The sequence below is a fragment of the Streptomyces sp. NPDC058092 genome (assembly GCF_042884935.1).
GTDB lineage: Bacteria > Actinomycetota > Actinomycetes > Streptomycetales > Streptomycetaceae > Streptomyces.
The window spans coordinates 1-15,142 of record NZ_JBHVSY010000041.1; the positions used below are offsets into that span (position 1 = coordinate 1).

A 15,142-nucleotide genomic window follows, 5' to 3' on the forward strand; every position below is an offset into this window, starting at 1 on the left:
TTAGGTAAGCCATCAGACCCAAGAACCTCCCTCCAAATTCATCCCGACTGAATCGGGGATACGACAAGGCGCCTCATGGCGCACTGCCACCGGTCAGCGACCTGGATCGCCTGGGGTGCCCCGGCAGAAGCGCCTTCGGCGAAGAACGGAGCTCGGTCCCGGCAGATCACCTCGATGCCCGGCCGCTTCGCCAGCCACTCGGCCAGGCTGGACGCCTCCCGGTCAGGCAGCAGGTCCACCGGTCGACGGGTCTCGCAGTCGACCAGCACAGTGCCGTAGACGCGGCCCTTGCGTGTGGCGTACTCATCGACGCCAACCACCCGCGGTGCCGGCACGTCCGGCTCGGGCAGCATGTCGACCAGCCGCAGCACCGTACTGCGGCTGACGGAGACTCCGAACACGCCCGCCATCCGGGCCCCGGCCCGGCCCGCGAGGGCGAGGCCGATCATGGCCAGGGTCGACCGCAGACGTTCGGTCCACCGGCTGTATCTCCTGGTCAGCCCCGGCAACTGCTCGACGAACGTCCCCCGCCCGCACGCAGCGTGCCAGACAGAAGAACCTGCGGACTCGCAGGCACAGAACCACCCGCCGCCCCGCACTGGGCACATCGGCGGGAAACCGCAGGTAGGAGCTGTGTATTCGACTCGAAGAGCACCCACAGCTTGGACACACCGCCTCGATCGTCGTACTGCGGGCCTCGACGCGTACCGCCTCGTCGCACACGTCGACCGACAGCACCGTCACGTCCGCGACCGACGGGAACAACAGAGCTTCCAGCCGGACCAATCCCTCTTCCACGACGTCGAACTGTCGGCCACCTCAAGATCGGCACTGATCATTTTCAGGCAACTTCCCAGAGGCCCCCGCGGACGTCAGCCGTCACTCAACGTATGCGCTTCACGGAAAGTGAGCCAGAGCCACACTGGCAACAGCACTTATGCACGAGTGCCGGCGGCGGTTGGTGACCAACCCCACCCGGATCGTTGACGAGAAATGACGGCACTGCTGGCGGTCGCCGGCCGCACCGCGTTGTGGACAGTCATGGAACTTCCCATCGCTGTGGTCACGTAATTCCCCAGGTCCTGGCCGTGTAGAGGGTGAGTGGCTCCTGGGGCAGTCAGCTTGGACAGCGGTCGGCTGACGGAGTCCATGAAGCTCAGCATCCGGCGGTTGACCTCCTGCGCGTAGTCGATCTGCGGTCCGTGGCCGGTGTTGGAGACGATTTCGGCTCGGGCGCGGGGTCATCAGGCGCGGGATGCGCTCCACTTGCCGCTTTGGGTGCACGAGGAGGCTTCGTTTGCCGAGTACTAGGTAGAGCGGGGTGTGGATGGTGGACAGTTCGTCGTCGGAGAGGGGCGCAGCGGAGCCGGGCGGCGTATGCGGTAGGCGCGGACACCCAGCCTGATCATCGTGCGTAGCTCAGGCACGATCAGGACCGGCTGCTCCAGCCAGGCCGCCAGTCGTGGGCGTAGCGCCTTGGGCGCGAAGGTCGCGAAGAGGCTGACGAAGTTGGGCTTCTGCGGGATCAAGGCCATGGACCTGCACCGGACGCAGGTCCTCCACCTCTTCTACCGCTCCGCCACCTCAGCATGGGGTCAGGGTTTCGCCGGCGAAGCCGCCACCAAAGTCACGGCCTGGGTGTCCCGCCACGTTCCCGACCTCCCTCTGATTGCCAGGGTTCGGCCGGCCAACATCGCTTCCCGACGCGTGGCGATCCGGGCCGGTCCGACCCGGACGGAGCACCTTGACGGAGCCGGATACGCCGGTCTCGACTGGATCTATGCGTCGAAACTCCCAAACTGAACAGCATCTCCACGCCATCCGGTGCGCACGTCGACCTCTCCGCCCGCAGATCGAGAGGCGACTACGACTCCGAGATGGTCAAGGCCCTCAACCGGCACCGACCTGTCGATGGGAACCCCGGAGGGTTCGCAACCGCAGCTAAAACCGTACGAAACAGGGGAGATCGGTCCGCCCGCAGGATCTCGTCGATCAGGGCCTTGTACGGGTCCGGAGCAGTAGCCCGGGGAGGCAGCTTCTTGCGAGGTTTTGGCCAAGGCGAGTCCAGGGCCTTCCGCGCTGTCCGCCACGTCACGCCGTGCTTGCGCTCAAGCTCCCGCACTGACATGCCGCCGCGATGGTCATGCCGGATCGCGGCGTACAGCTCGACCTTCGACACCTGCGGCACGACCAGCACCTTTCACCGAGAGCATTCCGATGCTGCCCTGGCAAGAGCCCCCGTGCCTCGGAGGTACCACCACCGGCATGGGCCGGGGACCTCCCGGCGCTCGTAGAGCCGGACCCGCACGGTCTGTTCTTCGGGGCCGGGAACTGTGTGGTGTGAGTGGTACGGGAGTGGTTCGTTGATCTTCTGAGACTCGTTCTTGGGGGTGTGGCTCTGTGGCGGGTTGTTGTACTGGCCGACACATCAACGGAGTTGCCCATGCGGGCCTTCCCTGTGGATCCGCCTTCGGGTACGCGGTACCGGACTGTCATTGACGACCTCCGGCACGCCCACGGCATTCAGGGCCTGGCGCAGTTCGTCCACGCTCGGTGCCCCGTCCACGGTCCCGTCGGCATGCCGGTAGATCCGGCACGACACGGACGGCCCCGCCCCGGCCTGCGCGAACGGATCCATCCCGTCGAGCAGCACTGTGGGCGAGCCGGTCATGCCCCGCCGGGCCGCCTTCGCCTCGTCGTGCACCTTCACCGCCTCGACCTCGGCCACCCGCCCGGCCAGCGCGGTACAGATCCGCTCCTGCGCCACGGGCGCGTTCGGACAGTCCGCAACCGTCAGTACCGTGATCCGCATCGCCGTCGTCCTCCCAGTTCAAAGCCTTCACCGGCGACGCTAGACCTTCCAGCGTGCTGGAAGGTCAAGAGCTAGCCTGGAAGCATGCGCATCGGAGAGCTGGCCACCAGGAGCGGAGTCCCGGCCAAGACCATCCGCTTCTACGAACAGGCCGGCCTCATGCCTGAGCCCCCGCGCACCCTGGCCGGTTACCGCGACTACCCGGCCGATGCCGCCACACGGCTCACGTTCATCCGCGACGCTCAGCACGCCGGCCTCACCCTCGCCGAAATCCGCGGCATCCTCGCCCTGCGCGACAGCGGCCAGAGCCCCTGCGGCCACGTCAGCGACCTCATCCAGCAGCACCTCGACGACATCAACCGGCGCCTGGCCGAACTCCGCAAAACCCGCAGCGCGCTGAACGAACTTGCTCAGCGGGCCGCCGAAACCGACCCGGCGTCGTGCACCGACACCGACATCTGCCGCATCCTCGCCCGGGCCGGATGAGCCAGCACCCCCTGGGGCCTTCGGCCGGTCGAGCACGCACATGGGGTGACGACCACTCTCACGGCCCGCGGGAGGAGGCGTGGCGGGATGCCCCGGTCGCTTGCACGCTGGGCGGCGCTGAGCTGGGTGAGCGCACCGAGCAGTGGCGCCCCCTCGTCGCCAAGGCCGGGCGGCGCGAGGAGATCGACGACGGGCTGCGGCTGTCCTTCCCGCCGGACGCCGAGCTCGCCGGGCAGCTCGCGGCTCTCGCCGCGGCCGAGCAGGGCTGCTGCGCGTTCTTCGACTTCACCTCCCGCGGCCTGCCAAAGACCAGCCTCCAACACCAGCTCACCGGCGCCGCGGTCAACCTCATCCGCATCAACGCATGGCTCACGGCACACCTCACGCACGCACCCGAACCAGCCTCCTTGCAGCACTTCGCCCCGCCGCACAACGACGGGGCGAAGCAACCAGGCCCGAATCAACCAACAGCGTCAAGGCATGCTCCGCCGGGTCTCGCAAACAGGGTCAGATACCGAGCCGTACGGGCAGGGTCGAGGAACTGTTCGAGAAGAGGGACGGCACCGCGATGAGGGTGTCCGGATCGACTGCCATCGCGAGATCCGGGTACCGCTCGAACACTGCGGGCAGGGCCAACGCGGCCTCCAGCCGCGCCAGCGGCGCGCCGAGACAGAAGTGCGGGCCGTTACTGAAGGCCAGGTGCTTGCGCTGTTTCCGGGTGATGTCGAACCGGTCGGCATCCTCGCCGTGCTGGGCCGTGTCACGCCCCACAGCGCTGAACGGAGCCATGATCGCGTCCCCCTTCGGGATGCGCACCCCGGCGATCTCGACGTCCTCAAGGGGATAGCGGAAGGGGAAGTTCCCAATCGGGGCGTCCCAGCGCAGCGTCTCCTCCACCACGTTCGCCCAGGTGTCCGCGTCGCCCCGGACGGCAATCTCCCGCTGGTCGGGATGGGTCAGCAGCGCGCGCACCGCATTGGTGATCAGGCTCAGGGTGGTCTCCTGCCCTGCCGACAGCATGAGCAGCAGAGTACCGACCAGCTCCTCCTCGCTGAGCGCGTCGGGGTTCTCGGCACGGGCCGCGATCAATGCGCTGGTGAGGTCGCTTCCCGGCTCACGCCTACGGCCTTCGACCACCCGCGCCAGCAGTTCGTACTGCTCGATCTGGCTGGCGCTGACCTCCTCGGGCAGCAGATCGGAGCGGAAGATGTTGTCCATCAGCTCCTGCAGGCGGGGACGCTCGTCGGCCGGAACACCGAACAGCTCGCAGATGACCTGCATGGGCACAGGGTGCGCGAAGTGACGGCGGAGGTCGACACTGCCGTCGGCGGCGGCGTGCGAAGGCAGGTCATCCAGCAGGTCGTCCACGATCTGCTGGATACGGGGACGCAGTTCCTGGACACGGCGCGGTGTGAAGGTCTGGGTGACGAGTTTGCGCAGGCGGCGGTGTTCCTGGCCGTCCGAGGTCACCATGTTGGTGACTTTCACCATGCCGATGAGGGGCCAGCCGTCCGCAATCTCGCCTCGGATGATGGCGTTCCAGTTGCGCCAGTCCTTGCTGAAGCGGGGGTCGTTGATCATCTCATTCAGCAGGGCGTGATCCGTCACGGACCAGGCCATCACGTCGCCGGGCAGCTGGACCCGCACCACGGGGCCGAGTTCACGGAGCTTGGCCGCCTCGCCGTGATGGTCCGCGCCATGAGGATCCAGAGCGATGACAGGTATATGTGGCGTCATGCCGAACTGCTCCTAATCTCAGGACCCGCCGTGCGGTGGTCCTGTCGGATACAAGGGTTCATCGACCCGTCCTGGTAGGGATACGGGCCGGTATACGGGCCGCGGAGAACTCCGCGGGCAGTGCGACCGGCACCCTCGTCCAGGGAGAGGGACGCCAGGCCACCTCGTCCGCCGGAATGCCGAGTCTCATGTCCGGCAGCAGATGCAGAGCGGTCTGCACCGCGGTACGAGTGATCAGCCGAGCGGGCACCTGTGCGGGACACACATGCGGGCCGGCCGAAAAGGCCAGATGCGAGCGGTTTCCCCAGCCTTCGTCCGCACCGTCCGGCCGGACCTCGGGATCGTCGTTGGCGGCTGCGTGCCCGAGGATGAGGCAGTCGCCGCGCCGGATGTACTGGCCTCCCAGCTCGGTGTCGTGAAGCGCGTACCGGGCGGGCATGTTGTTCATGGGGGGATCGCGCCACAGCGCCTCGTCGAGCGCGTCGTCCACTCCGAGCCTCCCGCCGTGCAGGCGGGCGGCGAAACGCGGATCGGTGAGCATAAGCCGGAGCGTGTGCGAGATCCAGGCGGTGACCGTCTCGTTTCCTGCGGAGATCATCACGACGATGGACTGCAGGCGCTCCGCCTCGTTGCGCAGGTTGGGGTGGTTGATGAAGACCGTCGTCATGTCGTCGGTCGGATTGCTCCGCCGCTCGCGCACCGTATCGAGGAGGATCTGCTCGAAGTTGCGGTTGCCGGCCTGGGAGTCCACCGCGCTGCCGAACAGTGCGATGAGCGCGTCGAGCAGTTCCCGGCCCTCTTCGCTGTCCAGGCCGAACAACGAAGCAAGCGACAGCATCGGCACGATCGTGGCGTATTCGTTGACCAGATCAGCGCTGCCACGCTCGGAGAACGTCGCGATCAGATCCGTGCACAGCGCCTCCACCTCACGACGCACCTTGCGCTGGTCCATCCGCGCGATCCCGTCGTCGAGAGGCTTGCGCAGCCGCCGGTGTTCGGGGCCGTCGGCTCCGATGACATTGGCACGCCATCCCATCATCGGGAGGAGCCCCGAATGCGGCGAGACGACCCCCTCGTTCAGGTCGCGCCAGTTACGGGCGTCGCGGGAGTAGAGCTGCTCCTGCCGCGTGATGACCAGCAGTTCCTGGTAGCCCATCACCAGCCAGGCAGGCACTCCCGGCTCCAGCTCGACCTTCGCGACGCTGCCCCACTCCTCGCGGAGCCTGCGGTAGACCGCACGTGGGTCGGACGAGCCGACGACTGCGGACAGCGGAAGCAGTCCGGTGCCGTGCTGTGCGTGCGCCGGGCACCCCGGCGGCGGCAGAGTGCTCACGAGGCTGTCTCCAGGGTGCGCGCCGCATGGGTGCCCGATACGTGTTCCACCAACCTGATCAGAGAATCGACCGATGAGGCGCGGTCGCGCGCGTTGCAGGTCACTATGGGTGTCTCGGGCAGCAGATCGAGCGCACCGCGCAGTTCCTCGTCGGTGTAGCGCTCGCTGTCCGGGAACTGATTGATCGCGACCGCGAACGGGAGCCCGCGGATCTCCAATTGCTCCAGTACGTCGAAACTCTCCTCCAGCCTGCGGGTATCGATCAGCACGAGCACACCGAGGGCGCCCTCGGCCAGCCCTTCCCACAGATCCCAGAACCGCCGCTGGCCAGGCGTACCGAACAGATAGAGGACCAGTTGCGAGCTGAGCGTGACACGGCCGAAGTCCATGGCGACGGTGGTGGTCGTCTTGTCGCTCAGACCGGCCAGTTCGTCGACCCCCACGCTCGCCGCCGTCATCACCTCCTCGGTGCGCAGCGGTTCGATCTCGCTGACGGATCCGACGAGCGTGGTCTTGCCCACGCCGAACGCGCCCACGACGAGGATCTTGACGGCCTGCTGCACCGTGTCGGGCAAGTAGCGGTCAGCGGAACCGACGGAGACCATCCAGTACCTCCTGTAGCAGTTGCTTATCGGGCAGGGCGGCCCGTGGAACACCGGAGCGTGCGGACAGATGCCCGCTGTCGACGAGGTCGGACGCCAGCACCCTCACCAGACTGACCGGCAGCCCGAGATGAGCGGCGGCCTCCACGAGGGACAGCAGCTGCGCGCACATGCGCACGAGGGCGATCTCTTCCCTGGTCGCGGAGACAGGGAGGGCCCGTAGGGGGTCCACCGCCACGAGGAGCGTCTCGACGCCGATCGTGTTTCGGGTTGGCCGGGAGCGCCCCTTCGTGATCACGTACGGGCGTAACGCACCGTCCGAGAACCCCTCTCCCGGCCCGCTCACGCGGGGCCCTGGCGCGGCGGGCTGCTGAGATTGCGCGCCCCGATCTTTATCACCTGCGCCTGCATCTGCCGGGCTACGAGCTTCGGGTCGATCACCGGGCCCGTCACCACGGCGAGATGTGCTCCGTCGGCACTGCGCATAAACAGGAAACCGCCGTTGAACTCCACCATCTGCTGGTGCACGGCGCCGCCGTCCTCGCCGAACTCCCGTCCGAGACCGCGGCCGAGGGACTGAAGACCCGAGCAGCTCGCCGACAACCGGTCGGCGGAGTCGCGGTCCATGCCCTCCGAGTTGGCCAACAGCAGACCGTCGGAACTGAAGACGATCGCCAGCCGTACGCCGGGCACTGCGGCGACTTCGGAGATCATCCAGCCACGCTGCTCCGGGTTCTCCACGTAATTCATGCTCACATCTGTCCTTCCGGGGAATTGGGGGTGGTGGAGGAGTCGTACGGCGGGTCGTGCGGGTCGTGCGGGTCGTGACCGGGAGCGGAGCCGGATGCGGGGGGCGTGGTCCGGCCGCCTTCGAAGAACTGCCCCATCCAGTCGCCGGCGTCCTCCGGCGAACCCGGCGGAGTGACAGCGGTCGGCGCCTCCTCCACCGCGGGGACGTATCCGTCACGCCGAGACCTGCGCTGGGGCAACCGGTGGTGACGTGCGGCCGGACCATCGGTGGCAGGCGGGAGCGAATTGGACCGGTCCGCCTCCCGGGGCGAGGGGGCGGGTTCGGCCGCCGGAGCCGGGGCTTGCGCAGGAACGGTGCGGCCGGGGGCGGCCGGGGTGACGTCGGCGGAGGGCACGGCCGGTGATGGTGACGGTGGAGCGGGCGGCGGCGTGGGAAGCACCCGCCCGCCGGGCGCTCCGGCGGGCGCGAGGGTCTTCAGGAGCTCCAGCGGCACGAGGATCACCGCGCGGACACCTCCGTACGGCGACGGACCCAGATCGACACTGAGACCGTGCCGGTGGGCGAAGCGGCCGACGACCGCGAAGCCGGTCTGCGGGATCTCGCCGACATCACCGACGCCGAGAAGGCGGCGGCCCGAGACGATGTCACGTGCTTCGGCCAGCCGGTACTCGTCCAGGCCCAGGCCGCCGTCATCCACTTCGATGACCGCACCACGCTGCACGGTCCGCACCGTGACGGGCACGCTGGTCCTCGGCGGTGAGTACTCGGTCGCGTTGGCGAGCAGCTCCGCGATGAGATGGATCAGTGGTTCGACCACCGATGCGGTGATGCCGACATCCGGGTCACCGGTGACCTCGACACGCTTGAACGAGACGATCCGGCCCGAGGCGGCCCGCACCACATCGACCAGCGCCAGCGGCTTCTGCCACTGCTGGCCGGGCCACTCCCCGCACAGCACCTTGAGACTCTGGGCGTGTCGCGCCTGCTGAGTCGCCGCATGGTCGACATGCATGGTGGCCTCGAGCAGGTCTGCGTCGCCCGGGTGACGCTCCGCCACACCCGTGATCGTCGCCTGAATTCGGTGTGCCGAGGTCTGGACTCTGCTCGCCAGCTCGACCAACGCGATGCGCTGCGACTCCTCGCGGTTGTCGATCGCATCGGACACATCCGTAAGCAGCCGGTCGAAGCGCTTGGAGAGCTCCCGGACGAGGGGCTCCGAACTGTCCCGCGATGCAGGAATCCCGCTCCTGCCGAGAGCGGCAGGCAGCCGCTCCTCCAGGAGGAAATCCGCCTCCTGGAGCGTCGCTTCGGACTGCGTACGTACATGTGCGTGCCAGTCAGCATCACGGCGTGCGGATTCCGCCTCACGCTCACGTATCTCGGCACCCAGGCGGGTGGCTTCGGCCACGCTCGCCCGGTGCTGCCTGCGCAGGCGCACGAGGCAGGCGAAGACCAGCAGAAAAGCCACGACGTATGCCACGGTCGCGGTCACGCCGACACCTGCGATGGGCACCACGGCTCCTGAGAAGGCAAGGAGGGTGAGCACGAGAGACGCCGCCCAAAGGCCGTTGCTCCTACGGGGTTTGACAATGGACGCGGGCGAACGAGCCATGAAAGACCTTTGATTCGGCAATAATCGGCAATAAGTCGATGTCTGGTGGAAGCCAGGCGTCGGACATCAAGCGATGTGCGGTGGGGGGAGGACCGGGCGGGTGGCAGCACGGGGGTCCGCAGACCCGGGCGACCTGTCGGCATCGCCCCGGTTCGTCATCGTCTTCATGGGAGGAACCACTCCTGCACAAGAGGTTGTGTGAAGATCGTATCTTCGATCCGCTTCAGCGGAAGTGCTGGCCGGGCATGAACAGCCATGGTCCCCTTCCTGCTTGGGCGCGCTGCGCCACAGCTCACGCCTTGCAGGGCGGCAATCAGGGCTTCGGCATGGTCGCCTGGCATCCGGTTCATGACGAAGTGCCAGGTTGGTGGGGTTCCGGGAGCAAGAGCAGGCACAGGCTTCCAAGACCATGGAGTTCTCGACGCCCCGTGACCTCGATGGAAGACCGCGCCTGCCGACGCATCATCGCCGATCCGCCCTCGACCAACTGCGCGAGCAGCCCCTGGGCCGGTAGTGCCTACGACACGGCCCTGCGCCTGCTGTCCACGCCCTCGGTTCTGGTCGACCGCGGCGCCACTGGCGGGCCCGCGCCGCTGGACGGCTCGGTCGAGGAGTCACTCCTCGCCACCAGCTTCGACCATCCGGATATCGTGTCCTTCGGTGTTCGCGGAGTTTCCACCGGATACGCCGGCTGGTCCGGCGCCGCCCATGCGTCCCTCTCCCGCGAGCGCAGCCTCACCGTCGACGAGCTGGTCGCGAGCTGGTCACCTGCGAGCTGAACGTCCAGGAGCTGTCGCGCTTCACGCGACAGATTCAACGGATGAGCGAGGGCGGGCAGGACCCCTCCATGCCCGAGCAGTACGGCTGGCGCTTCCCGCGCGCCGCGTACTCCCGGCTCACCACGGCCCGTGCTCAGGAGACCGCCCAGCACGTCCTGATGCGGGAGGCCATCATGAAGACCAGCGGACTGGCCGAACGGCTGCGCGCCGCGCAGGACGCTCTACGCGAGAGCGTCGGCTGAGGGCACGAGGCAGGAGAGGCAGCGGATGGACATCGGCAGCGCCGCGCTGGTCGTGGTCGACATGCAGAACGGCTTCGTGAACCACCACAGCCGCCACGCTGTGCCTGCGGTCTCCGACATGGTCGCCCAGTGGTCCGCCGCCGGCCGGCCCGTGATCTTCACCCGCTATTTCAACTACCCTGGCAGCTTTTACGAGCGCTTTTTTCAGTGGTACCGGCTCCAGGAGCCGCCCGAGACCGACATCGTCTCCGAGCTCACCGAGGCTGCCGTCCATGCGCATGCGGTCATCGACAAGCCTGGGTACACGCTGTTCACCTCGGAGGTCGCCGAACTGATCCGCCAGGCCGACTGGACCGACCTCGTCTTCTGTGGGATCGCCACCGAGAGCTGCGTCCTGAAGTCCGCCGCCGACGCCTTCGAGCACGGCTACGCACCCTGGATCGTCACCGACGCCTCCGCGAGCGACGCCGGCCCGGACGTCCACGAAGCCGGACTCGTCGTCGCCCGCCGCCTGATCGGAACGGGCCAACTCGTCACCGCAGAGCATGTGGTGGGACAACTCACCGCGTACGCAGGGGCCCCGGTGCTGGAATAACCGCATGGCCGACACACCGTCCCGCACCGGTTCGCCCGCAACCCACGACACCGACCTGATCACCATCGGAGGCGGACCGGCCGGCTGCGCCGCCGCCCGCATGGCCGCCGGCGTCGGCATGCGCTCGGTCCTGATCGAGCCGGACACACTGTGCCGCGACCTCTGCCGCATCCCGGCCCCGAACAACGTCCTCAGCGGCTACACCACCGGCCCCGCGCTCGCCGACTCCATCACCATGGAGCTGAAGAGCACGGAGCTGTGCCGCCTGGAACTCGGCCGCCACGTTGTCGAACTCCGCGCCAGGCGGCGACCACGTCGCCGTCACCCTGGACACGGGTACTCGCCCGGCCGCTCCGTACGCCGTCGTCGCCACCGGCGTCGGCCCCCTCCAGCCTCGTGACGTCGCCTGGATCACCGCCCCCAGCAGCCTCAACCCTGCCCCTGCTCTGGCAGGCCGACGCGGACGGCGCCGAAGGCCGCACCATCCTCGTCCTCGGCGGCGACCGCCCGATCGGCACGTTCCTCCGCGCCCACCCGACCAGCGACACCCGCTTGCTCGTGGCGTACCCGGACGCCGACGCGTACAAGACCGAAGAGATCCGCGACGACCCACGCGTCATGCTCCTGCCCGTCGAGCACCTGACCCTGCCCCCCCGCCGAAGGGACCACGGTGACAGCTGAAGCGGTGAGCCGGGACGGCGGGGGGCACACCGTCGCGGCAGACGCCGCGTATCCGAGCATCGGGAACGCGCCCACCGCTCCGCCCGGCGACCTCATCCGCGGCGCGGACGGCTAAAAGCAGCTGGGAGTGACGCTCAGGCGGTTGGCCTGACCCCTTCACTGCACTTCGCTGCTGCAGCAGCCTGCCTCGCTCCAGGACCGAGTCGCGCATCCGGCTCTGCCTGACGTGCGCTGCGTCATGGAGTCCGTTTATGTGATGAATGGCAACTCTCTGTGACCGTCGTGATACCGCAGGAGAGTGTCGGTGACCTGCGGCGCGGCAACGTACTGGTCAGTAATTTCAACAATGCCGCGAACCAGCAGGGCACGGGGACCACTCTCGTGCAGGTCAGCCCCGAAGGCACGACCAGACTGTTCGCCCAGATCAACCCGCAGAACCTGCCAGGACCGTGCCCGGGGGGTGTGGGGCTGACCACCGCACTGTCCATCCTGCCGGGCGGCTGGGTGGTGGTAGGCAGTCTGCCCACGGACGACGGCACATCCGCCACGGCGCACGCCGGGTGCCTGCTCGTGCTGGACAGCCACGGAAAGGTCCGGGAGACCTTCAGCGGCCAGGGGATCAACGGTCCTTGGGACATGACGGCGAAAAGCCGCGGCGGGAAAACTGATCTGTTCGTCACCAACGTGCTCAACGACACGGTCGCCGGCGGCGGCAACGTCGTGCGGCGGGGCACCGTGCTGCGGATCACCCTGCGCACCCACGACAACCGGCCGCCGACCCGGATCGCCACGACCGAGATCGGTTCGGGCTTCGCCGAGAAGACCGACCCGGCAGCCCTCGTGATCGGGCCGACGGGTGTCGGCCTGCGGGACGGGACGCTCTACGTGGCGGACACCGTCGACAACCGCATCACCGCGATCCCGGACGCACTGACCCGGCGCACCAGCGCCGGCATTGGCCGAGTGGTCACCACCGACCAGCACCTCAACGGCCCGCTCGGGATGGCGATCACCCCGAAGGGCGACATCCTCACCGTCAACGGCGGCGACGGCAACATTGTGGAGACCACCCCACGCGGCGTCCAGGTGGCCGTGCGCACGCTCGACACCAGCGGCACCCCGCCGGGAGCGGGCGCACTGTTCGGACTCGCGATCGCCGAAAAAACCCAACAAGTCTACTTCGTCGACAACGCGACCAACACTCTGAACCTGCTGAGCCGACCCTGACCGCTTGCGCGGGGCTGCTCCGGCCCTGCGCGAGCCCAGGCGTGCGGTGCGCCCGAGCGGGTACACGAAAGGTCTGGTCGCGCGCCCCCGCTGTCGGCGCCACGCGGGACGGCCCACGGCCCCGGCGCACCCAGGAATACCCGGGGGCGCCGGGGCCCCGGTGTTCTCCGGGCGGACGGTGCCCGCCAACTGGTCACAGAACCGGCCTCCGGTGAGCGCCTCACGGGATCACAGGTTCAGGACGATGCGGCGATGCGGCCACCAACGACCAGTGCGCACGCTCCTGACCGCCGGCCGCCCCGTCCCCGGGGAAAGAGGCGGTCCACGGCGAGGCATGGACCGCCGCCAGAGCCAGCGACTCACGAGGCTCACCTCGCCGCCCTCGCCCGTCACATCGTTGAGTAAACCGACCGATGCCCCTCTGGTTCGGTGGGCCCGGACGAACCCAGGCCCACCCCGCTACGGTTATGGCTGCACCACCCGTCGGTTCGGCTTCGAGTCCCCTTCAGAAGACTCGAACCCGTGGTCTTCAGGCATGCTCCGAAGCATGGCCAGGACGGGGGACCAGTCACGCCGGACTGTGAACAGAGGTTCCTGCCCTCGGCTGATGTGCGTCGCAGGTCGCCCCTCATCGCGATCCGGGGCCGTGTCGTCGCCGACCGGGAACGCTACGAACGGGCCACCCTTGCCCATCGGCAGAGCCGACACCAGTTGCGTGGCGTGCCTCGTGACAGGGCGCGCCTCTGAGGTTCCCCCGAGATGCGGGCAGAGGTGACAGCAGGTCAGATGGGTCTCATGAGAGGGCCCAGACGATGCCTGCCCCGAGGGTACCCGCTGGAGTTGCGTGAGCGTGCGGTGCGGATGAACTCCCGCACCAGCATGCTCTGTCTCCCCCCATCGTCGGACCTGCTATACCTTACAAGGGCGACGCCGAGGCCTTCGAAGGGTCGAGGAGATCGCCGGCCGTTGTCAGAGACAGGCGCCGTGGATGTTTGCCGGCTTGCCGGGCCGACAAAGGCCGCCCAGCTTCCGGTGTCCATGCGCCCGACATGCCACGTACCAGAAGCAGATGTGGCGCGCGTGACCGGAGCCGGACCTGGCACCGTGGTTCAACGCTTTTCGTTCCCGCATCCATCGGTGCCTTCGCCTGTCCGAGGGCCTCGCCCTGATCCGGCTGCACGCCCTGCCTGTTACCCGCATTGCCGAACCGGCCATCGACCGCTTCCGCCGCGGCAAGAAGGGCGCCTACCTGACCCTCGACCGGCACCCCGTCCTGCTCCCGCCGGAACTGGCCCTGCTCATCAAGGAGTAGATTGCCCAGCTCATGAGCGACTCACGGATGCGCCAGCAGCGAGGTATTACCGTACTTCGGTTTCGAGGGCGCCCGGTGCGGCGAGTTGCGGAAGCTGGCGCGAGGGTCCGCGGAGGACTCCCCTCCTCGGACAGCCGCGCCTAACCTGCATGTATGACCTTGGGGGATGAACTGCTCCTGCTCGCGGCAGTCCCGGGCAGGCGACGTATACGGATACGGGCCGAGGACCGGCTCCGGTTCGCCCTGCGGGCCTCGGAGTTGGTGGATCTGGGCCTGGCCGGCCGGATCACAGCCAGCCCCCGGCGGATCGAGGTGACGGACTCTCGGCGCGTCGAGGACCGTCGCCTGAGCAATGTCCTGCGCAGTCTGGGTGCGGCTGATCCTCCACCCAGCCTCAAGGACTGGCTGCGCCAGACACCGCGCTCCCTCACCATCGAGTACCTCTCCCGGCTCGAGGACCAGAAGGCGGTCCGGGTCCGCCGGTGGCGCGACCCCGGCGGCCGTACCCACCACGACATTCTCTCCGTCGACCTGCCACGCCGCCGGGCGCTGCTGGGCCGTCTCGACAGCGTGGTCCGCTCCGGCTCCGCAATGCCGAAGGCCGCCCGCGACGTACGCCTCGCCGTGCTCGTCCAGGCTGCGGGCCTCGCCCCTGCCGCCTACCCAGGCCTGCAGGGCATCACCGACCGCCGCCGTTTGGCAGCCCTCGCCGCACCCGACCACCTCACGCCCGCCACCGCCGGAACGGCCCTGGGTGCCGACGAGGAACTCGCAGCAGCACTGACCACCGGCGCCGACGTCTTCACCCGCCGAGTCCTCGGCGAGCTGAGCGACCTCTACGCCGACTTCACCACCGGCGGCCACAGCCTCGCCCACGACCTGGACCCGGGCGGTTGGTCCGAGGGAGGCACAGGCAGCACCGGCCACCACAGCGGCGGGCACGGGGACGACAGCCACGGCGGCTGGTGACACC

15 protein-coding genes and 3 pseudogenes are annotated in these 15,142 nt (G+C 68.3%); 8 read left to right on the forward strand and 10 right to left on the reverse strand.

Features of this window, described 5'->3' with window-relative positions; genetic code table 11:
* Positions 1 to 38 precede the first annotated feature (38 nt).
* From ACFVV1_RS38455 to ACFVV1_RS38465, 3 genes and pseudogenes are all read right to left on the reverse strand, one after another.
* Complete coding sequence (locus ACFVV1_RS38455) at positions 39 to 449, reverse strand: transposase (RefSeq protein ID WP_389999609.1); 411 nt, start codon at positions 447 to 449, stop codon at positions 39 to 41.
* A gap of 154 nt (positions 450 to 603) precedes the next feature.
* Positions 604 to 798 (reverse strand): annotated as a pseudogene (locus ACFVV1_RS38460) (ISL3 family transposase); the annotation flags it as partial.
* Between the two features lie 341 nt (positions 799 to 1,139).
* Positions 1,140 to 1,508, reverse strand: a pseudogene (locus ACFVV1_RS38465) (alpha/beta fold hydrolase); the annotation flags it as partial.
* Between the two features lie 25 nt (positions 1,509 to 1,533).
* Between ACFVV1_RS38465 and ACFVV1_RS38470 the strand changes: the two are divergent.
* A complete protein-coding gene (locus ACFVV1_RS38470) occupies positions 1,534 to 1,803 on the forward strand; it encodes a GNAT family N-acetyltransferase (protein ID WP_389999612.1) in 270 nt (89 codons plus the stop codon).
* A 625-nt stretch (positions 1,804 to 2,428) separates the two neighbouring features.
* Here the strand turns inward: ACFVV1_RS38470 and ACFVV1_RS38475 are convergent.
* A complete protein-coding gene (locus ACFVV1_RS38475; RefSeq protein ID WP_389999615.1) occupies positions 2,429 to 2,812 on the reverse strand; it encodes a hypothetical protein in 384 nt (127 codons plus the stop codon).
* 84 nt (positions 2,813 to 2,896) lie between these two features.
* On the opposite strand from ACFVV1_RS38475, the gene ACFVV1_RS38480 reads away from it, so the two are divergent.
* The gene (locus ACFVV1_RS38480) at positions 2,897 to 3,298 is read left to right on the forward strand and encodes a heavy metal-responsive transcriptional regulator (RefSeq protein ID WP_389999618.1); all 402 of its coding nucleotides are present in this window, start codon (positions 2,897 to 2,899) and stop codon (positions 3,296 to 3,298) included.
* A gap of 507 nt (positions 3,299 to 3,805) precedes the next feature.
* Here ACFVV1_RS38480 and ACFVV1_RS38485 read toward each other — a convergent pair.
* The 6 genes from ACFVV1_RS38485 to ACFVV1_RS38510 are packed head-to-tail and all read right to left on the reverse strand — an operon-like array spanning position 3,806 to position 9,333.
* On the reverse strand, positions 3,806 to 5,035 hold the full coding sequence (locus tag ACFVV1_RS38485) for a cytochrome P450 (protein ID WP_389999621.1): 1,230 nt from the start codon (positions 5,033 to 5,035) through the stop codon (positions 3,806 to 3,808).
* 58 nt (positions 5,036 to 5,093) lie between these two features.
* A complete protein-coding gene (locus ACFVV1_RS38490; protein ID WP_389999623.1) occupies positions 5,094 to 6,368 on the reverse strand; it encodes a cytochrome P450 in 1,275 nt (424 codons plus the stop codon).
* On the reverse strand, positions 6,365 to 6,973 hold the full coding sequence (locus ACFVV1_RS38495; protein WP_389999626.1) for an ATP/GTP-binding protein: 609 nt from the start codon (positions 6,971 to 6,973) through the stop codon (positions 6,365 to 6,367). Before ACFVV1_RS38495 ends, ACFVV1_RS38490 begins: the two co-directional genes overlap by 4 nt.
* Positions 6,951 to 7,316, reverse strand: coding sequence for a DUF742 domain-containing protein (locus ACFVV1_RS38500; RefSeq protein WP_389999628.1), 366 nt, complete (start codon positions 7,314 to 7,316; stop codon positions 6,951 to 6,953). Before ACFVV1_RS38500 ends, ACFVV1_RS38495 begins: the two co-directional genes overlap by 23 nt.
* Complete coding sequence (locus ACFVV1_RS38505) at positions 7,313 to 7,720, reverse strand: roadblock/LC7 domain-containing protein (protein WP_389999631.1); 408 nt, start codon at positions 7,718 to 7,720, stop codon at positions 7,313 to 7,315. Before ACFVV1_RS38505 ends, ACFVV1_RS38500 begins: the two co-directional genes overlap by 4 nt.
* Before the next feature lie 2 nt (positions 7,721 to 7,722).
* Positions 7,723 to 9,333, reverse strand: a complete 1,611-nt coding sequence (locus ACFVV1_RS38510; protein ID WP_389999634.1) for an ATP-binding protein — start codon at positions 9,331 to 9,333, stop codon at positions 7,723 to 7,725.
* 428 nt (positions 9,334 to 9,761) lie between these two features.
* On the opposite strand from ACFVV1_RS38510, the gene ACFVV1_RS38515 reads away from it, so the two are divergent.
* The 6 genes and pseudogenes from ACFVV1_RS38515 to ACFVV1_RS38540 all read left to right on the forward strand — a co-directional run bounded on the left by ACFVV1_RS38515 (position 9,762) and on the right by ACFVV1_RS38540 (position 15,138).
* The gene (locus ACFVV1_RS38515; protein WP_389999636.1) at positions 9,762 to 10,112 is read left to right on the forward strand and encodes a hypothetical protein; all 351 of its coding nucleotides are present in this window, start codon (positions 9,762 to 9,764) and stop codon (positions 10,110 to 10,112) included.
* Positions 10,113 to 10,153: 41 nt separating this feature from the next.
* Positions 10,154 to 10,354, forward strand: coding sequence for a hypothetical protein (locus ACFVV1_RS38520; RefSeq protein ID WP_389999637.1), 201 nt, complete (start codon positions 10,154 to 10,156; stop codon positions 10,352 to 10,354).
* 25 nt (positions 10,355 to 10,379) lie between these two features.
* Positions 10,380 to 10,949, forward strand: coding sequence for an isochorismatase family cysteine hydrolase (locus tag ACFVV1_RS38525; RefSeq protein ID WP_389999640.1), 570 nt, complete (start codon positions 10,380 to 10,382; stop codon positions 10,947 to 10,949).
* 4 nt (positions 10,950 to 10,953) lie between these two features.
* Positions 10,954 to 11,742: pseudogene (locus tag ACFVV1_RS38530) on the forward strand (FAD-dependent oxidoreductase); the annotation flags it as partial.
* A 161-nt stretch (positions 11,743 to 11,903) separates the two neighbouring features.
* Positions 11,904 to 12,857: a hypothetical protein gene (locus ACFVV1_RS38535; RefSeq protein WP_389999643.1), complete on the forward strand. Its 954-nt coding sequence runs from the start codon at positions 11,904 to 11,906 to the stop codon at positions 12,855 to 12,857.
* Positions 12,858 to 14,322: 1,465 nt separating this feature from the next.
* Positions 14,323 to 15,138 (forward strand): GPP34 family phosphoprotein, encoded by an 816-nt coding sequence (locus ACFVV1_RS38540; RefSeq protein ID WP_389999646.1) that lies wholly within the window; start codon positions 14,323 to 14,325, stop codon positions 15,136 to 15,138.
* Positions 15,139 to 15,142: the final 4 nt, after the last annotated feature.

Bases quoted from the DNA above. Each gene is read 5' to 3' on its own strand.
- ACFVV1_RS38455 (WP_389999609.1), bottom strand. From the start codon at position 449: ATGATCGGCCTCGCCCTCGCGGGCCGGGCCGGGGCCCGGATGGCGGGC.
- ACFVV1_RS38470 (WP_389999612.1), top strand. From the start codon at position 1,534: ATGGACCTGCACCGGACGCAGGTCCTCCACCTCTTCTACCGCTCCGCC.
- ACFVV1_RS38475 (WP_389999615.1), bottom strand. From the start codon at position 2,812: ATGCGGATCACGGTACTGACGGTTGCGGACTGTCCGAACGCGCCCGTG.
- ACFVV1_RS38480 (WP_389999618.1), top strand. From the start codon at position 2,897: ATGCGCATCGGAGAGCTGGCCACCAGGAGCGGAGTCCCGGCCAAGACC.
- ACFVV1_RS38485 (WP_389999621.1), bottom strand. From the start codon at position 5,035: ATGACGCCACATATACCTGTCATCGCTCTGGATCCTCATGGCGCGGAC.
- ACFVV1_RS38495 (WP_389999626.1), bottom strand. From the start codon at position 6,973: ATGGTCTCCGTCGGTTCCGCTGACCGCTACTTGCCCGACACGGTGCAG.
- ACFVV1_RS38505 (WP_389999631.1), bottom strand. From the start codon at position 7,720: ATGAATTACGTGGAGAACCCGGAGCAGCGTGGCTGGATGATCTCCGAA.
- ACFVV1_RS38510 (WP_389999634.1), bottom strand. From the start codon at position 9,333: ATGGCTCGTTCGCCCGCGTCCATTGTCAAACCCCGTAGGAGCAACGGC.
- ACFVV1_RS38520 (WP_389999637.1), top strand. From the start codon at position 10,154: ATGAGCGAGGGCGGGCAGGACCCCTCCATGCCCGAGCAGTACGGCTGG.
- ACFVV1_RS38525 (WP_389999640.1), top strand. From the start codon at position 10,380: ATGGACATCGGCAGCGCCGCGCTGGTCGTGGTCGACATGCAGAACGGC.
- ACFVV1_RS38540 (WP_389999646.1), top strand. From the start codon at position 14,323: ATGACCTTGGGGGATGAACTGCTCCTGCTCGCGGCAGTCCCGGGCAGG.